14 protein-coding genes, 1 tRNA gene and 3 pseudogenes are annotated in these 15,390 nt (G+C 53.9%); 9 read left to right on the top strand and 9 right to left on the bottom strand.

Translation table 11 applies throughout. The features are described from left to right. Positions 1-402 precede the first annotated feature (402 nt). The 3 genes from AC3Y5R_RS01740 to AC3Y5R_RS01750 all read left to right on the top strand — a co-directional run bounded on the left by AC3Y5R_RS01740 (position 403) and on the right by AC3Y5R_RS01750 (position 2,132). Positions 403-1,062, top strand: a complete 660-nt coding sequence (locus AC3Y5R_RS01740) for a hypothetical protein (protein WP_489919869.1) — start codon at positions 403-405, stop codon at positions 1,060-1,062. Positions 1,063-1,141: 79 nt separating this feature from the next. Next, positions 1,142-1,933 (top strand): DgsA anti-repressor MtfA, encoded by a 792-nt coding sequence (mtfA, locus tag AC3Y5R_RS01745; protein ID WP_489919870.1) that lies wholly within the window; start codon positions 1,142-1,144, stop codon positions 1,931-1,933. Positions 1,934-2,056: 123 nt separating this feature from the next. Further along, positions 2,057-2,132 (top strand) — tRNA-Asn (locus AC3Y5R_RS01750). Here the strand turns inward: AC3Y5R_RS01750 and AC3Y5R_RS01755 are convergent. After that, positions 2,111-2,329, bottom strand: a complete 219-nt coding sequence (locus AC3Y5R_RS01755; protein ID WP_489919871.1) for a hypothetical protein — start codon at positions 2,327-2,329, stop codon at positions 2,111-2,113. The genes AC3Y5R_RS01750 and AC3Y5R_RS01755 overlap by 22 nt on opposite strands. 162 nt (positions 2,330-2,491) lie before the next feature. Then, positions 2,492-2,671, bottom strand: a complete 180-nt coding sequence (locus AC3Y5R_RS01760) for a hypothetical protein (RefSeq protein ID WP_489919872.1) — start codon at positions 2,669-2,671, stop codon at positions 2,492-2,494. A 311-nt stretch (positions 2,672-2,982) separates the two neighbouring features. Here AC3Y5R_RS01760 and AC3Y5R_RS01765 point away from each other — a divergent pair, with 311 nt between their 5' ends. After that, a complete protein-coding gene (locus tag AC3Y5R_RS01765) occupies positions 2,983-3,402 on the top strand; it encodes an EamA family transporter (protein WP_489919873.1) in 420 nt (139 codons plus the stop codon). Positions 3,403-3,662: 260 nt separating this feature from the next. On the opposite strand, the gene uxuR is transcribed toward AC3Y5R_RS01765, so the two are convergent. The 3 genes and pseudogenes from uxuR to uxuA form a co-directional block, all read right to left on the bottom strand. After that, a complete protein-coding gene (uxuR, locus tag AC3Y5R_RS01770) occupies positions 3,663-4,439 on the bottom strand; it encodes a Uxu operon transcriptional regulator (RefSeq protein ID WP_489919874.1) in 777 nt (258 codons plus the stop codon). Between the two features lie 190 nt (positions 4,440-4,629). Further along, positions 4,630-5,573, bottom strand: a pseudogene (uxaC, locus tag AC3Y5R_RS01775) (glucuronate isomerase); the annotation flags it as partial. Between the two features lies 1 nt (position 5,574). Further along, positions 5,575-6,765, bottom strand: coding sequence for a mannonate dehydratase (uxuA, locus tag AC3Y5R_RS01780; protein WP_489919875.1), 1,191 nt, complete (start codon positions 6,763-6,765; stop codon positions 5,575-5,577). A gap of 223 nt (positions 6,766-6,988) precedes the next feature. Here uxuA and AC3Y5R_RS01785 point away from each other — a divergent pair. After that, a pseudogene (locus AC3Y5R_RS01785) lies at positions 6,989-8,083 on the top strand (glycoside hydrolase family 31 protein); the annotation flags it as partial. A 102-nt stretch (positions 8,084-8,185) separates the two neighbouring features. Here AC3Y5R_RS01785 and AC3Y5R_RS01790 read toward each other — a convergent pair. Further along, positions 8,186-8,374, bottom strand: coding sequence for a hypothetical protein (locus AC3Y5R_RS01790; RefSeq protein ID WP_489919876.1), 189 nt, complete (start codon positions 8,372-8,374; stop codon positions 8,186-8,188). A 224-nt stretch (positions 8,375-8,598) separates the two neighbouring features. Between AC3Y5R_RS01790 and AC3Y5R_RS01795 the strand changes: the two genes are divergently transcribed. From AC3Y5R_RS01795 to AC3Y5R_RS01810, 4 genes are all read left to right on the top strand, one after another. Continuing rightward, positions 8,599-9,360 (top strand): hypothetical protein, encoded by a 762-nt coding sequence (locus AC3Y5R_RS01795; RefSeq protein ID WP_489919877.1) that lies wholly within the window; start codon positions 8,599-8,601, stop codon positions 9,358-9,360. Between the two features lie 145 nt (positions 9,361-9,505). Next, entirely contained in the window at positions 9,506-10,141 is a 636-nt protein-coding gene (locus tag AC3Y5R_RS01800) for a TetR/AcrR family transcriptional regulator (RefSeq protein WP_489919878.1), read from the top strand. A 160-nt stretch (positions 10,142-10,301) separates the two neighbouring features. Further along, complete coding sequence (locus AC3Y5R_RS01805) at positions 10,302-11,681, top strand: D-arabinono-1,4-lactone oxidase (RefSeq protein ID WP_489919879.1); 1,380 nt, start codon at positions 10,302-10,304, stop codon at positions 11,679-11,681. A gap of 17 nt (positions 11,682-11,698) precedes the next feature. After that, positions 11,699-12,520 carry a glycosyltransferase family 8 protein gene (locus AC3Y5R_RS01810; protein WP_489919880.1) on the top strand — a complete coding sequence of 274 codons (822 nt, stop codon included), beginning with the start codon at positions 11,699-11,701 and terminating at the stop codon, positions 12,518-12,520. A 115-nt stretch (positions 12,521-12,635) separates the two neighbouring features. Here the strand turns inward: AC3Y5R_RS01810 and phnE (AC3Y5R_RS01815) are convergent. From phnE (AC3Y5R_RS01815) to phnD, 3 genes and pseudogenes are all read right to left on the bottom strand, one after another. Continuing rightward, positions 12,636-13,518, bottom strand: a pseudogene (phnE, locus tag AC3Y5R_RS01815) (phosphonate ABC transporter, permease protein PhnE); the annotation flags it as partial. After that, entirely contained in the window at positions 13,515-14,384 is an 870-nt protein-coding gene (gene phnE / locus AC3Y5R_RS01820; RefSeq protein WP_489919881.1) for a phosphonate ABC transporter, permease protein PhnE, read from the bottom strand. The gene phnE (AC3Y5R_RS01820) and the pseudogene phnE (AC3Y5R_RS01815), both read right to left, overlap by 4 nt. Positions 14,385-14,468: 84 nt before the next feature. After that, positions 14,469-15,374: a phosphonate ABC transporter substrate-binding protein gene (gene phnD / locus AC3Y5R_RS01825; protein ID WP_489919882.1), complete on the bottom strand. Its 906-nt coding sequence runs from the start codon at positions 15,372-15,374 to the stop codon at positions 14,469-14,471. Between the last annotated feature and the right edge of the window lie 16 nt (positions 15,375-15,390).

Genomic DNA, 15,390 nt, shown 5'->3' on the forward strand with positions numbered 1-15,390 from the left:
AAACATACATAATGTACGAATTAAAATAAGTTATCGGCATTTTACCTGTTGTTAAGTTAGAATCGTGGGCAGCAAGCCATTAATCACAGATTTATGCGTGCTACCAGCACCGGGTAACCAGCCGGTAGCTATATCTGTAAGGGATTGTAAAGACGCCATATGTCAAATTTGTGATCGCAGGATAATCTCCGATTGTCTCTGACGAGGGGACCGGAAGTCTGACCAGATAGCAGAGCCGTGTTTTATGCGCTTCTGACAGGTCAAAAATTAACAAGCACAGCTAATGATTAGTTTCTAATTTGGTTCAACTTTTTTCTCGGGCTAATGTTCGGAATTTTCTGTATTGTTTTTTTAGTGAGGCTGTGATCAGCATTTCCACAAGTGTGTAACAGAGGTTAAACCATGAAAGAACGCCCGATTTTGTTTAACGATCAACGGGTGCGAGCGCTGCTCTCAGGCCAACAGAGCCAAACCCGGCGCATCATGAAATCACAACTCCTGGGTCCCGGACAGGATAACCATGAGGGTTGTTATGGTATCGACGTGCTGAATAATCAGTTGCAGGGCAACCGCGTAATGGGTATGGAAAACTTAAGTTACCACTGCCCGTACGGCCAACCCGGTGACCGCCTGTGGGTCAGGGAAACCTGGCGCGGGCCGGTGATTAATTCGCAGGAGATGACAGAGTACGAGCGTACGCCTGCCCTGTTTAAATCCGCGCGCTACTGCCAGTACCGTGCCGATACCAGTCAGTTTTCTAACGCAGCAGATGAAAATGAGTATTTTGGCTGGCAGGCAGGGATCCATATGCCGCGCTGGGCCAGCCGTATCGACCTGCAGATCAGCAGTATCAGGGTGGAACGAATTCAGGACATCAGTGATGACGATGTGATCGCCGAAGGGGTGCAGACGGATTCTCACTTCCTGAACAACTTTTTTACCATGCACAATGAGGCGGTTTCTTCGAAAGATGCCTACCGTAAACAGTGGGCGCAGCAATACGGCGGCACCAGTTGGGAAGTGAACCCATGGGTTTGGGTGATTGAATTCAGCAGGGTCTGAATAGCTTCCTCCCGGCTTCCCGGCCAGCGTTTCGTCATGGCCGGGGCTGTTTCGTTTCCTCTCCGGATTGGATTGTACGATGATCAAATGGCCATGGAAAACCACTGACGATGCCGCCGATAACCTGCCCTGGCAGCAGGCGCTGGATATCCCTGTGCTCGGTTCGCTAAGCGAATCCGAACAGCGATTGCTTATTCAGCATGCCCAACGTTTCCTGCAGCAAAAAAGAGTGGTCGGACTTCAGGATTTTGCACTGGACGAACTGAAAAGCTGCCGAATTGCCCTGTTATTTTGCCTGCCGGTATTGAATCTGGGTTACGAGTGGCTGGACGGTTTCCATGAAGTGTTGATTTACCCTGCTCCCTTTATGGTCGATGACGAATGGCAGGATGAATTTGGCCTGGTGCATTATGAAAGGATGGCGCATGCAGGACAGAGCTGGCAGCAGGGACCAGTGGTACTGAACTGGCTGGATGTGCAGGACTCATTCGATCTTTCCGGCTACAATCTGATAATCCATGAAGTGGCGCACAAGATCGATGCCCGTGGCAGCGCCCATGCGAACGGCGTTCCGGCAATAGCCCTGCGGGATGTGGCAGGCTGGGAGCAGGATTTGCATGCGGCAATGAATGCGATTCAGGATGAAATCGATCTGGTAGGCGAGAATGCAGCCACTATCGATGCCTATGCAGCCAGCGATCCGGCGGAGTGTTTTGCGGTGCTGTCGGAATATTTCTTCAGCGCGCCCGAACTGCTACTGGAACGCTTCCCGACTTTATATTGTCGCTTCACCCTGTTCTATCGCCAGGACCCGGCACGCCGCCTGAACGATGAACAGTCAATGCAGAATCCCGGCGGTATCGTTCATTAATTGACGGCAACCTGTTCACAATTCGCTCACGTTGATTTAAACGCAGCCAGTTGAAAGCTTGGGTGTTTTTTACTGTTGACAGCCCTGAACGACCCCGCTAATATGCGCCCCATCGAAACCGATTCCTCTGTAGTTCAGTCGGTAGAACGGCGGACTGTTAATCCGTATGTCACTGGTTCAAGTCCAGTCAGAGGAGCCATATTGAAGAAGCCCGCTCGGGTTACCTGAGCGGGCTTTTTGCTGTCTGGAAAAGGGCCTTATTAAAGGGGAAAAGGGTGTTTCCCTTTGGGGTATTTCAATCCATGAATTATTCAGCAGATCAATCAGCCGCAGCTGAGCCAGTAAAAGCTCCAGTACAGCGATGTGCACAATCAGCTTATGCGTCAGCGTGTCCATCCGCTCTCCTTCTGAAAGGAGCGCAACGCCTGCACCTTACCCTTACACTGCCTGTTGGTTCAGGTTTACAGTTACTTGATTGTACTGTCACGCAAAGCCGCTCAGACCGCCACTTGTGTCCTGAGGGCGAAAAATGAAGAACCCTGCCTCACCAGCGGGGTTTTATATTTTCTGCGATCTGCCTTCCAATAACACCCCTTGCCTTTGCCCTGTAAAGATTCTCTGCAGATGCCACTTTGCATACCCTGCTCTCTGCACCACATCTTCAATTTTAAGCGGTTTGTCGATATTTCTTTCAATCCATTCGATTAATTCATGGATGATATCCTCATACCTGTCCATAAAAATATCCTCAAATTATCACTTCAAGTGCAGTAAATATTATCACTCATTGATTGAAATAATTAAGCGCTGCTATCTGTAAATTCCTATGAGTAAAAGTAATTAATCAAGGTGATTTCAATCAAGCCAAAGTCTGAAACGGGTAGAAAAGTTGACATCAATCACATAAAATCAGCATCATCAGCGATACTGTTGAGTTTTGAGCATATATTCCAATTTGTGTAATCCAGACCTGGTTCATGCAAAAGAACCTGGGGATAATCCACATCCCACAGGCAGCCTTCGTCATGCAGAAGGAGTAAACGGGGAGCGTGCTGCAGCAATATGCAGGTGATCTGGCTGGGATCATTTCAGGCATAATGGGTGGGGCAGCCACGATCACTATCTGGCTAATGTCAGAAACGGAATCTCCATATCAAGAAATGCTTTTTTTCTCACTATTCACTCTTCTTTTTTCGTTGGTGTTAATTCCCTGGGTATGGCATTCATTCGATTTATCAACCAGTCCATATTTAATGTTGCCAGGTATGGTTACAACTTTAGCGCAATATTTTCTTTCAGTTGCATGTTCTTATGCGCCTACCGATAAAATAGCGTCCTGGATTTACCTGTCAGTAGTGTTCGCCGCGTTTTTTGGATATTTTGGATGGAATGAGAAATTAACCGTGAGCATGATGTTTGGAATGATAATGATAGTTATTGGCGCACAGTTAACGCTAAAACGAGCCTAACTATCTGGACTCGTTAACTGTTCTGCTCCGCGCAGACTAAGTTTGTAGTCAATAACCGAGACAGACCCTCCCGGATCGATGCGCACTAATACCTGGCCAGAGATGTGGCAGTAGGCATTCATCGCAATGCTACCGCCCCACCAATTTGGGGAGGGAGGCGTTCATTACATTATCTCTGGCGATACGCTGAAGTCTTTTTCCATCGCATCGGTCATTTTGCGTGAAGAGTTATCCAGGGAAGAAGAAATCACCCCTTTTCCTCAGATCCCCTCATTCAGCGGCCAGGACTCGAACAAATAGCCGTCGAAATTCAGGTCATCGACGTCAGAGAACTCCAGCAGGCGCTGCTTGACGTTTTCGAGGTGCTGCCACATGGCGAATTTCGCTGCCCGGGCATCTTTTTTGATCAACGCAGCGAGGATTTTTTTATGGTCGCCGAGCCACTCCTTGCGGTAGCGGGAATCGCTCAGATGGCGGTGAAGCTGCGCCCACATCGGGTTATTCACGCGCCACTGCCAGGATTGTTTGAATAACTCCACCAGCATACTGTTGTGCGTGGCTTCGGCGATGGCGAGGTGGAACTGCATATCGCCGTTTTCGGTATCATCCAGACTTTCGGATGCCAGCTCCTGCTCTTCCAGCTGCAGCGCCTGGCGCATCTTGCTGATATCGGCGGGAGTGACCTGCAGTGCAGCGAACTCAGCGATATTGCTTTCCAGCAGCTGCCGCGCCTGCAACAGCTCGAAAGGACCCGCGCCTGCACCCTGCGGTTCCGGGTTTTCATTTGCCACTGGCTGGCTGAGCTGTGGCTGACTGACCACGAAGATCCCTGCGCCACGTCGCACATCAATCAGCCCTTCAATTTCCAGCATGATCAGCGCCTCACGCACCAGCGTGCGCGTCACGTTAAACTGTTCAGCAATTTCCCGTTCGGCAGGCAGGCGATCGCCGGTCGCATAGGGTTTTTGCTTAATCAGGTTACGCAACTGGGCGGCAACTTCCTGATAGGGGCGCTGTTGCAGGGGGGCTGATTTCATCACGATATGGGCTAACCTTAGTCGTCTGTATTGCTACCGGGTCGTCTTGATAGTGTCAAATATACTGCGGACAGCAGGACAATGCCATTTCGGTTCGCCACTTTATTAAGCTGGCTGACCAGAGTATTGATTCTGGTCAACCACCTGGCGGCCGTCAGCGATCCAGGGAGAAATAACGCTCGGCATTCGCGCCCAGCGTGCGGAACATGCGCGTGTTGGTATTACGCAGCGCGCCGATATGCATCTGCATCGCCCAGCCGCGCTGATGATACTGCGCGCCCAGCCAGACAAACAGCGCGGTGGTGTACTGTGCCACCTCCAGCTCGCTCAGCTCACCCCCTGCAAACACCGGGTCAGGATCGCATCCAGTTGCCAGTCATCAGGGATCGGCGCATAGCGCAGATTTTCAATGCCGTGGTCGGAAGCACGGCAGCCATGCGCGACAAAATGATCCAGACGTTTTGTCAGCGCATTACGCAAATCGTCAAAGCGGCGGATAAACACATCAGCCACCTGCTCCAGCTTATGGATGTAGTCAGCAAAACCGTCCAGCTCAATTTTCAGCACCCGGTCAGGACGCCAGCTTGGTGCCACTTCCACCGTGAAATCTTTATCTACGGCGATTTTGCGGTGATGCTCCAGTGAATCCAGCGGATCGTCGGTGGTGCCGACCAGGCGAACGTTCATCTGGCGCATAATGCCGCGCGCTGAAAACTCCGGCGTGGCCAGCTTCTCATTACATGCATGCCAGATCGCCCCGGCCGTCTCAGGGCCGAACAGCTTGCCGGTGATGCCAAATGGGCGCTTCAGCTCCAGATGCGTCCAGTGATACAGCGGGTTCCCCAGCGTCTGTGGCACGGTGTTCGCCCAGGCCAGATACTTCTCGTAATCGCTGCTCTGATTGCCGGTGATCAGCGCCTCTTGCACCCCGGCACAGCGCAGCGCACGCCATTTATAGTGGTCGCCTTCCAGCCAGATCTGCCCCAGATTGTCGAACTGGCGATCTTCCGCAATCTCACGCGGGCTTAGGTGACAGTGATAATCGTAAATCGGCATCCCGGCGGCAAAGTCATGATACAGGCGGCGGGCCGTTTCGGTTTTTAACAGGAAATCTTCGTTCATAAACGACTTCATTTCAGGCTCCGTTTGAAAAGAAGGCACGGTGGACAGCCAGTTCCACCCCACGGATTTCAGCCAGGCCTTTCAGGCGGCCAATTGCGGAATACCCCGGATTGGTTTTCTTGTGCAGGTCGTCCAGCATCTGGTGACCATGATCCGGACGCATTGGGATCAGGTGCTGCTCTCCGGCATTTTTCCGGCGCTGTTCTTCCTCAGCAATTGCCCGGATAACTTCATACATATCCACGTCACCGCCGAGATGTTCCGCTTCATGGAAGCTGTTCGGGTTAGTTTCACGCTGTGTGGAGCGCAGGTGAATAAAATAGATACGCGAACCAAAACGCCTGGCCATAGCGGGCAGATCGTTATCTGCACGTACGCCGTAAGAGCCAGTACACAAGGTAAAACCGTTGGCCGGGCTGCTCACCGTATCCACCATCCACTGCATATCTTCCGCTGTGGATACGATACGCGGCAGGCCCAGAATCGGACGCGGTGGATCGTCCGGATGCACCGCCATGCGCAGACCGACCTGCTCCGCTACCAGGATAATCCCCTTAAGGAAGTAAGCGAAGTTCTCACGCAGGCGTGCGTTATCAATGCCGTTATAGCGATCGAGCTGCGCCCGGAATTTCTCCAGGGTATACCCCTCTTCCGAACCCGGCAGCCCGGCAATAATGTTACGGGTCAGACGCTCTCTTGACTCTTCGCTCATGGCAGCAAAACAGGCATCTGCCTGCGCCAGCTCTTCAGCCGTGTAATCTTTCTCTGCGTCCGGGCGCTTCAGGATATGGCGTTCGAAAGCGGCGAATTCGATCTGATCAAAACGCAGCGCTTTCGCTCCGTTTGGCAGTTCCCACGCCAGGTCAGTACGGGTCCAGTCCAGAATCGGCATGAAGTTATAGCAAACGGTGTGGATGCCGCACTCCGCCAGGTTGCGCAGCGTCTGGCAGTAGTTAGCGATCCACTGGTCAACCTGTCCGCTGTGCGTTTTGATCTCTTCATGGATTGGCACGCTTTCCACCACCGACCAGACCAGGCCAGCCTGCTCCACGATGGCTTTTCTTTTCAGAATTTCAGCCAGGCTCCAGACTTCACCATTAGGAATATGGTGCAGCGCGGTGACGACGCCAGTTGCGCCTGCCTGCCTTGCATCCGCCAGCGTTACGGGATCGTTAGGGCCATACCAGCGCCAGGTTTGTTCCATTTTTCTGCCTCCAGGATTGTAGAGAGAACCCGCCTGCCGCTGAAGAAATGTCGGTTAAAATTGGTTCACCATTCAGCTTAGAACAGGCCAGCCCGGTAGATATTCTGACTTTCACCGCCCTAAAATCCCGCTTAATAGCGTTCATATCAACTACAAAAAGCCAAATTGGTTAACCAAATCACAAATACGCCATCAGCCTGGCGACCCGTTGCCTGAGATGTGCTTCACTCACCCGGCGACCATTGCCTGGTGGCAGGAAGGCGTCACCAGCCAGCTGCTGGAGAGGGGCATTGATTCCACCTGGAATGACAACAACGAGTACGAAGTGTGGGACGGCGAAGCCCGCTGCCACGGCTTCGGCAAGAGTATCGCCATTAAGGATGTGCGCCCGGTGATGCCACTGTTAATGATGCGCGCCTCAATGGAAGCGCAGCAGCGTTTCGCACCGGATAAACGCCCTTTTCTGATTTCCCGCTCGGGTTGCGCAGGGATGCAGCGCTATGTGCAGACCTGAAGCGGTGACAATCGCACCAGCTGGCAGACGCTGCGCTACAACATCCGCATGGGCGTGGGAATGAGCCTGTCGGGACTCTATAACGTCGGCCACGATGTTGGCGGTTTCTCTGGTGACAAGCCAGATGCAGAACTGTTTGTGCGCTGGGTGCAGAATGGCGTGATGCATCCCCGCTTCACCATCCACTCGTGGAACGATGACCACACCGTCAACTGGCCGTGGATGTACCCTGCCGTCACCCCGGCGATCCGCGAAGCGATTGAGTTGCGCTATCGCCTGATGCCGTACCTCTACACTCTGCTGTGGCAGGCCCACGCGGATGATGAGCCGGGCCAGCGCGAGCGCAGCCTGTGGCTGCCGGACAATCAGGCTGGCTGGTATGATTTTTACAGCGAAAACTGGTACAGCGGCGGTCAGCAGATCACTCTGGATGCTCCGCTGGAAAAACTGCCGCTGCTGGTGCGTGCCGGTGCCGGTCTGCCCCTGAGCCAGCATCTGAAGCCGGTTGACGCTGAGCGGGATAACCAGCGTGAACTGAAGTTGTTCCCGCTGAAAGGCGTGGGCAACGCTCAGGGAATGTTTTTCGAAGATGACGGCGAGTCGTGGGGTTATCAGCAGGACAAAGCACTATGGCTGAACTGGGAGATGCACTGCACTGCCGGAGAAATCAGGCTGACCTTCAACCGCCGTGGGAGCTATCTGCCTGCGTGGAAGAGACTGCAAATCACTCTGCCACAGCAGGAGCAGCGTCGGCTGATTATCGACGGAATTGAACGCAGCGAGTGGACAGTTTCACAAGGCTAAACACCTTAAAAAAAGCCCGTTCAGTGCTGAGCTGAACGGGCTTTTTTAATCAGAGCGCACAGCTCATTCCAGTAGCTGTATCGAATGCTGTGAGGATGGCGGCTATTTTTCATAATGGTCCCGTGAATGCAGATAGCTCATTTCGAAACCGTACAACTGACTGACCGGTAACAGGGATTCGGCAACCCGCGCGGCGTCCAGCGGTTCATCGATCTGCGCGGCCTGAAAAAAGCTGTTTTGCAGCCAGCTCAGTATCTGTGTGGTCCGGCTAAGCAGGTTAACGTTTTGCATCTCAGTTCCTTCACTCGGTGTGGTCTGTAACTGATTTAAACCTGTCTGCCGCGAAGAGGGAAATATCAACTTATGCAAACTTTATATGCTGTGGTGCTAAGCATGCCAGGTATTCGCCTGAAAACGCGCCTGCCGCAGATTTCTTCGCTGTAACTTATGCCATACTCGTCCAATCTGTGCACGGGCGGCCGCCCGTCTTCCCCTTCCCGATAAAGAGAATGCTCATGAGCAACTTCCTCACACCCGCGGCGGCTTATCTTAACCGTCGTAATGAGCTGCTGGCCGGGCGTTCAGTGGTGCAGTCGCCAGCGGTCATACAGACCATCAATAAAGCACTGCTGGCCAGTGAAATAGCCATGGCGACGTTTTACGATCTGGAATCCCTGCGCTCGCTGCAGCAGCGCAAAGCCCGGCTGATTGACTGGCATGATCCAAAACGTCAGCGGGAACTGCTCGATTTCGAGCTGCGCTGCAACGAACTGACGCTGATGGATGAAACTGACGAAGCCGCGTTTGACGCCTACCAGCTTGCTTTCAGCCAGTTTGCCGCCGACTATCCGTGGCAGCATGCCAGCATCGAGATGGTGCAGAATGAGCTGTTTTCCACCACATTCACTCTGTGGCAGGAAACGCTGGAAGAGCTTTTCGCGGCCGACCACAGGCAGCATCTGTTTATCCGTATTGATAAGATCCTGACCTTCTCAATTGGCAAGATCCCTGTGCTCGGCGAGACGAAGGATGTCTGGCGGGCGCTGAAGACGGTCATCGCCTCCTGTCGGCAGCGCGCGCCCGGAGATAAAGCCTGTTTCACCTCGCTGGAGAGCTACAGCGAAGCCGCGAATTTATGCAGCCGGGGAATATTGTTGTTTTGCTTTACCACTGAAGCGGTGCTGCGAGGCCGGGCATTACCGGACGAAACGCAGCTGAATGAAAAGATTAAAGACCACTTTGATAGCGTTATTGATGGCACTTATCCCTGGTTTTGACCCGCTGCGCTACCGGCTTCTGCTGTCAGAACGCCGGAGTCTGATGCCGATCACACTGCCCCGCACGTAGCCATAAGCTTTCTGTGGTATTCTTAACATCCTTGTTACCGCAACGGTTTAAAGACCACGGATTTATCGACCCGCTATGCCTGCTACTGCCAAAAGAAAGAATGACCCGGAAGGGTTGAAGAAACGTATCCTTGCCGGTGCCCTTGCCACCTTTGCTGAATTCGGCCTTCAGGGTGCCCGTATGGAGCAGATTGCTGAGCATGCTCAGACCACCAAGCGCATGGTGGTGTACCACTTCAGCAATAAAGAAAATCTTTATATGGAAGTGCTGGAGCAGGTCTATCAGGCCATCCGAGAACATGAAACCGGGCTGAATCTCGCGGAGATGCCGCCGGTGGTGGCGATGACACGTCTGGCCGAAGCCAGTTTTGACTACCACATCACTCACCCGGATTTTATGCGGCTGGTGTGCAGTGAGAACCTGATGCGCGGCCGCTATATCAGCCAGTCAACCCGCATTAAGACGCTGAATCAGAGCGCGCTCGACGTGCTGGAAAGCGTACTGGTGCGCGGCAAAGCCACTGGCGTATTCGATCAGAAAGCGGATACCGTGGATGTTCACCGCCTGATCAGCAGCATCTGTACGCACAACGTCTCCAACCGTTACACCTTCCATACGCTGTTTGGCGGCAACGAGACGGAACAGCAGAGCATCGCCCGCAACCGCCAGCTGGTGGTGGATGCCACACTGCGTTACCTGCGCCCGGCCTGACTGAAAACCTGTACAGAAATTTAATGCGACGTACAACTTTCTCTGCTCCGGACGCTGTCGTTCCGGGGCAATTCAGCTACGCTTACTATGTCGGATTCTGAAAGCTCACTTCCGCGCTTGTAAACACAATCATGTTATTGTCCTGAAAAAGGAGTTGTCGATGACACCCGAAAATACCGGTTATCCTCGCCGTAAACCGCAATTGGGCGACGAGTCCAGATTGTGGAACTGGGCACAGAATGCGACGCTGGCAGACAAGAACGCAGTCAGTACGCCAGAAACAGAAGAGGAATTGCAGGCGATCCTTGCCATCAGCAGGGGTAAAATCCGCGTAATGGGCAGCCGGATGTCGCCGGGCCGAATGCTGAAACTGGCCGCCGCTGGCGATACCCTGCTCGATTTACAGCATTTACGTGGCCTGCTGGATATCACCGAGGACAGCGCCACTTTTGCCGGTGGCACCCCGCTGCACGAGGTGTATGAAATTCTCACCGGCGTGGGCAGAATGTTGCCGTCTTCCCCTGGTGTGATTGCGGCCCAGACGCTGGCTGGCGCGCTGGCGACCGGCACTCACGGCCAGGGGCTGCAGCAAAGCTCCATCGCTGACGAGGCTTTAAACATCCGCATGGTGCTGGCCGATGGCAGCGTGCAGGAGTTCAATCGCGCTCACCCTTCCTTCCCCGCTGTCCAGCTGGGATTAGGCTCGTTAGGGGTGGTGACTCAGGTCACGCTGCGTACCCAGCCCTCGCTGGTCTACACCTGTTTTAAGAACGCCGTCAGCGCTGACACGCTGGAAACAGATCTGCTGGACTGGAATCATAACTATGCCCTGAGTAAAGCCTGGTGGTTCCCGAATGAAAATCAGGTCCATGTCTGGGCAGCCCGAGAGGCCACCGAAGAAGAGACAGAAAGCTATCACGATAACAACGACGACCTGCTGAAGCAGGAAGAGACCAGCGACGCAATGAATCACACTGTCGATCAGACGCTGAAACATATGCGCAGTGACACCAAGATCGTCGATAAGAACGGCAAGCCTTTTCGCACCGTTACCCGCTTTAAGGATTTTTCGGACGTCACGGGCGATGTCTACCAGGTCTTCTGTCGCGGCATTGCCACCCCGCAGATTAACGTTGAGATCGGCATTCCGCTGGCGCGGGCCGCAGAGGTGATCCGCAAGATTAAAGAGTGGCATACGGAAACCCAGCCGCACATGCACTATCCGATTATTCTGCGCTGTACCGGCCCGTCCACTTCCTGGCTGAGTCCCGCATATCAGCAGGATACCTGTTTCTTCGGTTTTGTCGTTTATTACGCCGAGGACGGTTCCCTGTCGGAAGAAGGGGTGGCGTTCCTGCAGGCGGTGGAAAAAGTGCTGGCAGCGGAAGGTGGCAGGCCGCACTGGGGCAAATATTTTGAAGCGCCGCTGTACAACTGGACGGCGATCTATCCGCAATGGGAAGCCTTCCGCAAAGTGCGCGACCAGCTGGACCCGCAGCACAAATTTGAGAATGCGTTTACCGCACAACTGCTCGACTGATGATAAGGAGAGAGCCAATGAAGGCATGGGCTACCCTGCTGACGCAGCCGGTCTATCTGGTGGGCGTGAAGGCGCTGCATAAGTCGCTGAAGAGAGTGAACAGCGCATACCCGTTGATTGTCATGGTGACTGAAAATATCGATGCGCCGTCCCGTCAGGCGCTGGAGAGTGAAGGCTGCCTGCTGCGTGAAGTGCAGCCGATCAGCCCGGACAGCAGCCTGCAGCATAACTATGCTAACGCGCGCTTCTCTGAAGTGTGGACCAAGCTGGCGGTCTGGCGGCTGACCGAATTTGAGCGCATCGTGTTTCTGGATGCCGATATGCTGGTGACAAAAAATATGGACGAGCTGTTTAAGCTGCCGTTGGCTGAAGGGCAGATCGCCGCCTGCCACGCCTGCCGCTGTAATCCTAACAAGATTGCCAGCTACCCCAAAAGCTGGCAGCCGGAAAACTGTTTCTACAGCTATTGTCAGGGCGTGCACCACACTGAGCAGCTGGATGAGGTGGACAACTATCTCAACGGCGGTTTCCTGGTGCTGAAACCGGACGAGGCGGTGTTTGATGATATGCTGCATCAGCTGGCGGAGCTGAACGACCTGTCACGCTATCTGTTTGCCGAACAGGATTTCCTTAACGACTACTTCCACCAGCACTGGCAGCCGCTGCCGTATATCTATAATGCGCTGAAAACGCTGCCCTTCCAGCATGCGGCGATGTGGGACATGGCGGAAGTGAAGAACATTCACTACATCATTGATAAGCCATGGGAGAAGAAGCTGGATCCGGATGACCGCTACTATTCACTGAACAAAATGTGGTGGGACATTACCTCATCTTAAATCCGGGCATATGGCTGTTTGCCGCGGCGAAAGGATTCGCCCCGGTAAGATAAGGAGTGGATGATCCCCGTTGCGAGATTAATTCCACCCATATCGGTGATTTGCGCCGACAGTTCGATTCCTGCCCAAACAGCGGAACCGGTCTGCCACTGATATAACGTTTACGCAACTTCGCCGAGACATAATCCATCGCCATCACGATCGCCACCAGAATCAGAGTGATAAACATCACCACATCCCAGTTCCATAAACGCATATTCTCGGCATAGACCAGCCCCACGCCCCCCGCACCAACAAACCCCAGCACTGCCGCAGAGCGGGTGTTGGATTCAATCTGGTAAAGGCTCAGCGCCAGGAAGTCCGGGAATGACTGGGTGAAAATGCCATAGCGGTGCTTCTGCAGCGAATTCGCGCCCACTGCATTCAGGCCACGGCCCGGCGAACGCTCCACGGCCTCATGTCCTTCGGCATAGAGTTTTTCCAGCAGCCCCCACGTCCTGCATCACAATTGCCAGTACCCCGGCCAGCGGCCCCATTCCTACCGCACGCACAAAAATAAGGCCCCAAATCGCCATATCGATCCCGCGCAGAATATCCAGCAGGCGACGCACTACCACGGCAACAGGACGCAATATTGGAGAAGACATCACATTACGCGCAGCAAGAAATGATACCGGCAGCGCCAGCAGCGTGGCCGTAATAGTTCCGGCGAACACGATGGCAACGGTGATAAATATCTGCGTGAAATAATAGGCAAACGGCCAGCTCGCCACGTCGTGCCAGACAAACATCCGCAGAAAGTAGCGGCTAATCTGCGTGCTGCCGGTGGCCAGCTGCGCCCAGCTGATGCCGAACATATTGAAGAAGAAAATGTAGTAAGCCAGTACTGCCGCTGCCACCAGGCCGATACGGCGCAGGTAACGGCGCTGCACGAAGAACAGTTCGCTGTGCTGTGATTTGAGTGAGGCCAGAGAGTCTGACCCGGCTAATGCGATCATGCGGCTTTCCCCTCAACCACCCAGTGACGCAGACGCCCGGAAAGCGCGTCCAGCAGTGAAACCACAATGATAATCAGCAGTATGGTCATGCTGACCTGATCGTAGCGATCGAGTTTAATGTTGGTCATCAGCTCCTGGCCAATGCCGCCTGCGCCCACCAGACCAAGAATGGTCGACTGGCGGAAGTTCACTTCCAGGCGCATAAAGCTGTAGGAGAGAAATACCGGTTTAACCTGCGGCCACAGGGCAAAGCGCATTCTTTGCAGCGTACCGGCGCCACAGGCGGAGAGGCAACGGCCGGGCTTGTCTGACGCACTTTCAATTGCCTCATAAAACAGCTTGGTCAGGCTGCCGATGGTGTGCAACGCCAGCGCGAGGAAGCCCGGAATTACGCCGATCCCGAAGGCCATCACGAACATCACCGCCCAGGCCAGTTCCGGCATGGTACGAAGAAAAGCTACCGCAGTGCGGATGGCATAACGAACGACGGGCGGAGACTGGGTGTTATCAGCCGCCAGGAAAGCCAGTACCACCGCCGCAATCACCGACAGAATGGTGGCAGCCAGCGCCAGATTGTGCGTTTCCCAGATCAGCGGCAGCTGGATATGCAGACGATAGCCCCAGTAAGCCAGCGAGCCTTCGGTATGCCCGTCCGCGAACAGCAGGTTCCAGTGCAGCACCGGCACGGTTTCAGCCAGATAGTCGAAGAAGTGCGGCAGAGAGGACCAGAGCGTTTGCAGGCTGAATTCAGAAATGTTGCCGGAAGCAATATAGAGGGCCTGCAGGGTCAGTGACCAGAGTACGGTGTCGCGCTTTTGTTTGCCCCGTACCTGCTGATAGTAGCGTTCAAAGTCGGTATTTTGCATGCGTTACCGCTTTTGTCGGTGTTCAGGGTGGCCCCACCCGGCCTGAACCAGGCGGGGCACCTGCCGCGTATTAACGGGCTTTGGTCAGCGCTTCATATCGATGATGTTCTGGAAATCAGCCACGCTCGCCGGAGCGATATGCTGGGTGCCGCCCATCGCTTTGATAAAGCAGCTGTGGTCGGATTTATCCAGTTTTTTGATGGCGGCGACCAGCTTAGCTTTGAATTCCGGGTCCAGCTTGTTGCTCACCAGGATTGGGCCGTTAGGGATCAGCGGCGACTGCCAGATAATGCGGATCTGCTTCATCAGGTCCGGATGATCTATGCGGATCATCCGGGTGAAGGCGCCGCTGGTGTAACCGGTGTTGTAGTCGCCGATCATTGAAGCCCAGGTCACCGCGCCTTCAAACTGGCCGTTCAGTACGCCTAACACGTCCTGCTCGTGGCCACCGGAGAAAGTGACGCTGGAGAAGAAACCTTTGTATTTGTCATCAATCGAGCCGCCGAACTGCTTTTTAAAAGCCTGGTTCGGGATCAGGAAGCCGGAAGTGGAGTCCGGATCGGCCATGCCGAAAGATTTGCCTTTCAGATCTTCCAGCTTTTTGTACGGGCTGTCAGCTTTGACGATAACTACTGAGTGGTAACCGGTTGACTGGTCAGTGTCATCAGCAGCGATACCAACGATATCCACGGCTTTCGGGTCGTTGATGTACACGGAAGCATAAGAAGAAGGTGACATGCTCAGCACCATATCCACTTTGCCGCCCAGCAGGCCCTGAATCCCGCCAGAATAGTCAGAAGAGTTGCGCAGTTTGGTGTCTACGCTCAGCTCTTTGTCGAAGAAATCTTTCACGCACTGGTTGTCACCAATCTGCTGTGTGGCGTTCTGACCACCGAGAATGCCAAGGTTCAGTTCCTTTGGCGCGGCGGCCTGAGCATAGTTAACTGCCATTACGCTGGTAAGCACCGCCGATAAGAATAATTTTTTCATTGCTGAGTCCGTATCC

Source organism: Erwinia sp. 009765445, assembly GCF_058137865.1.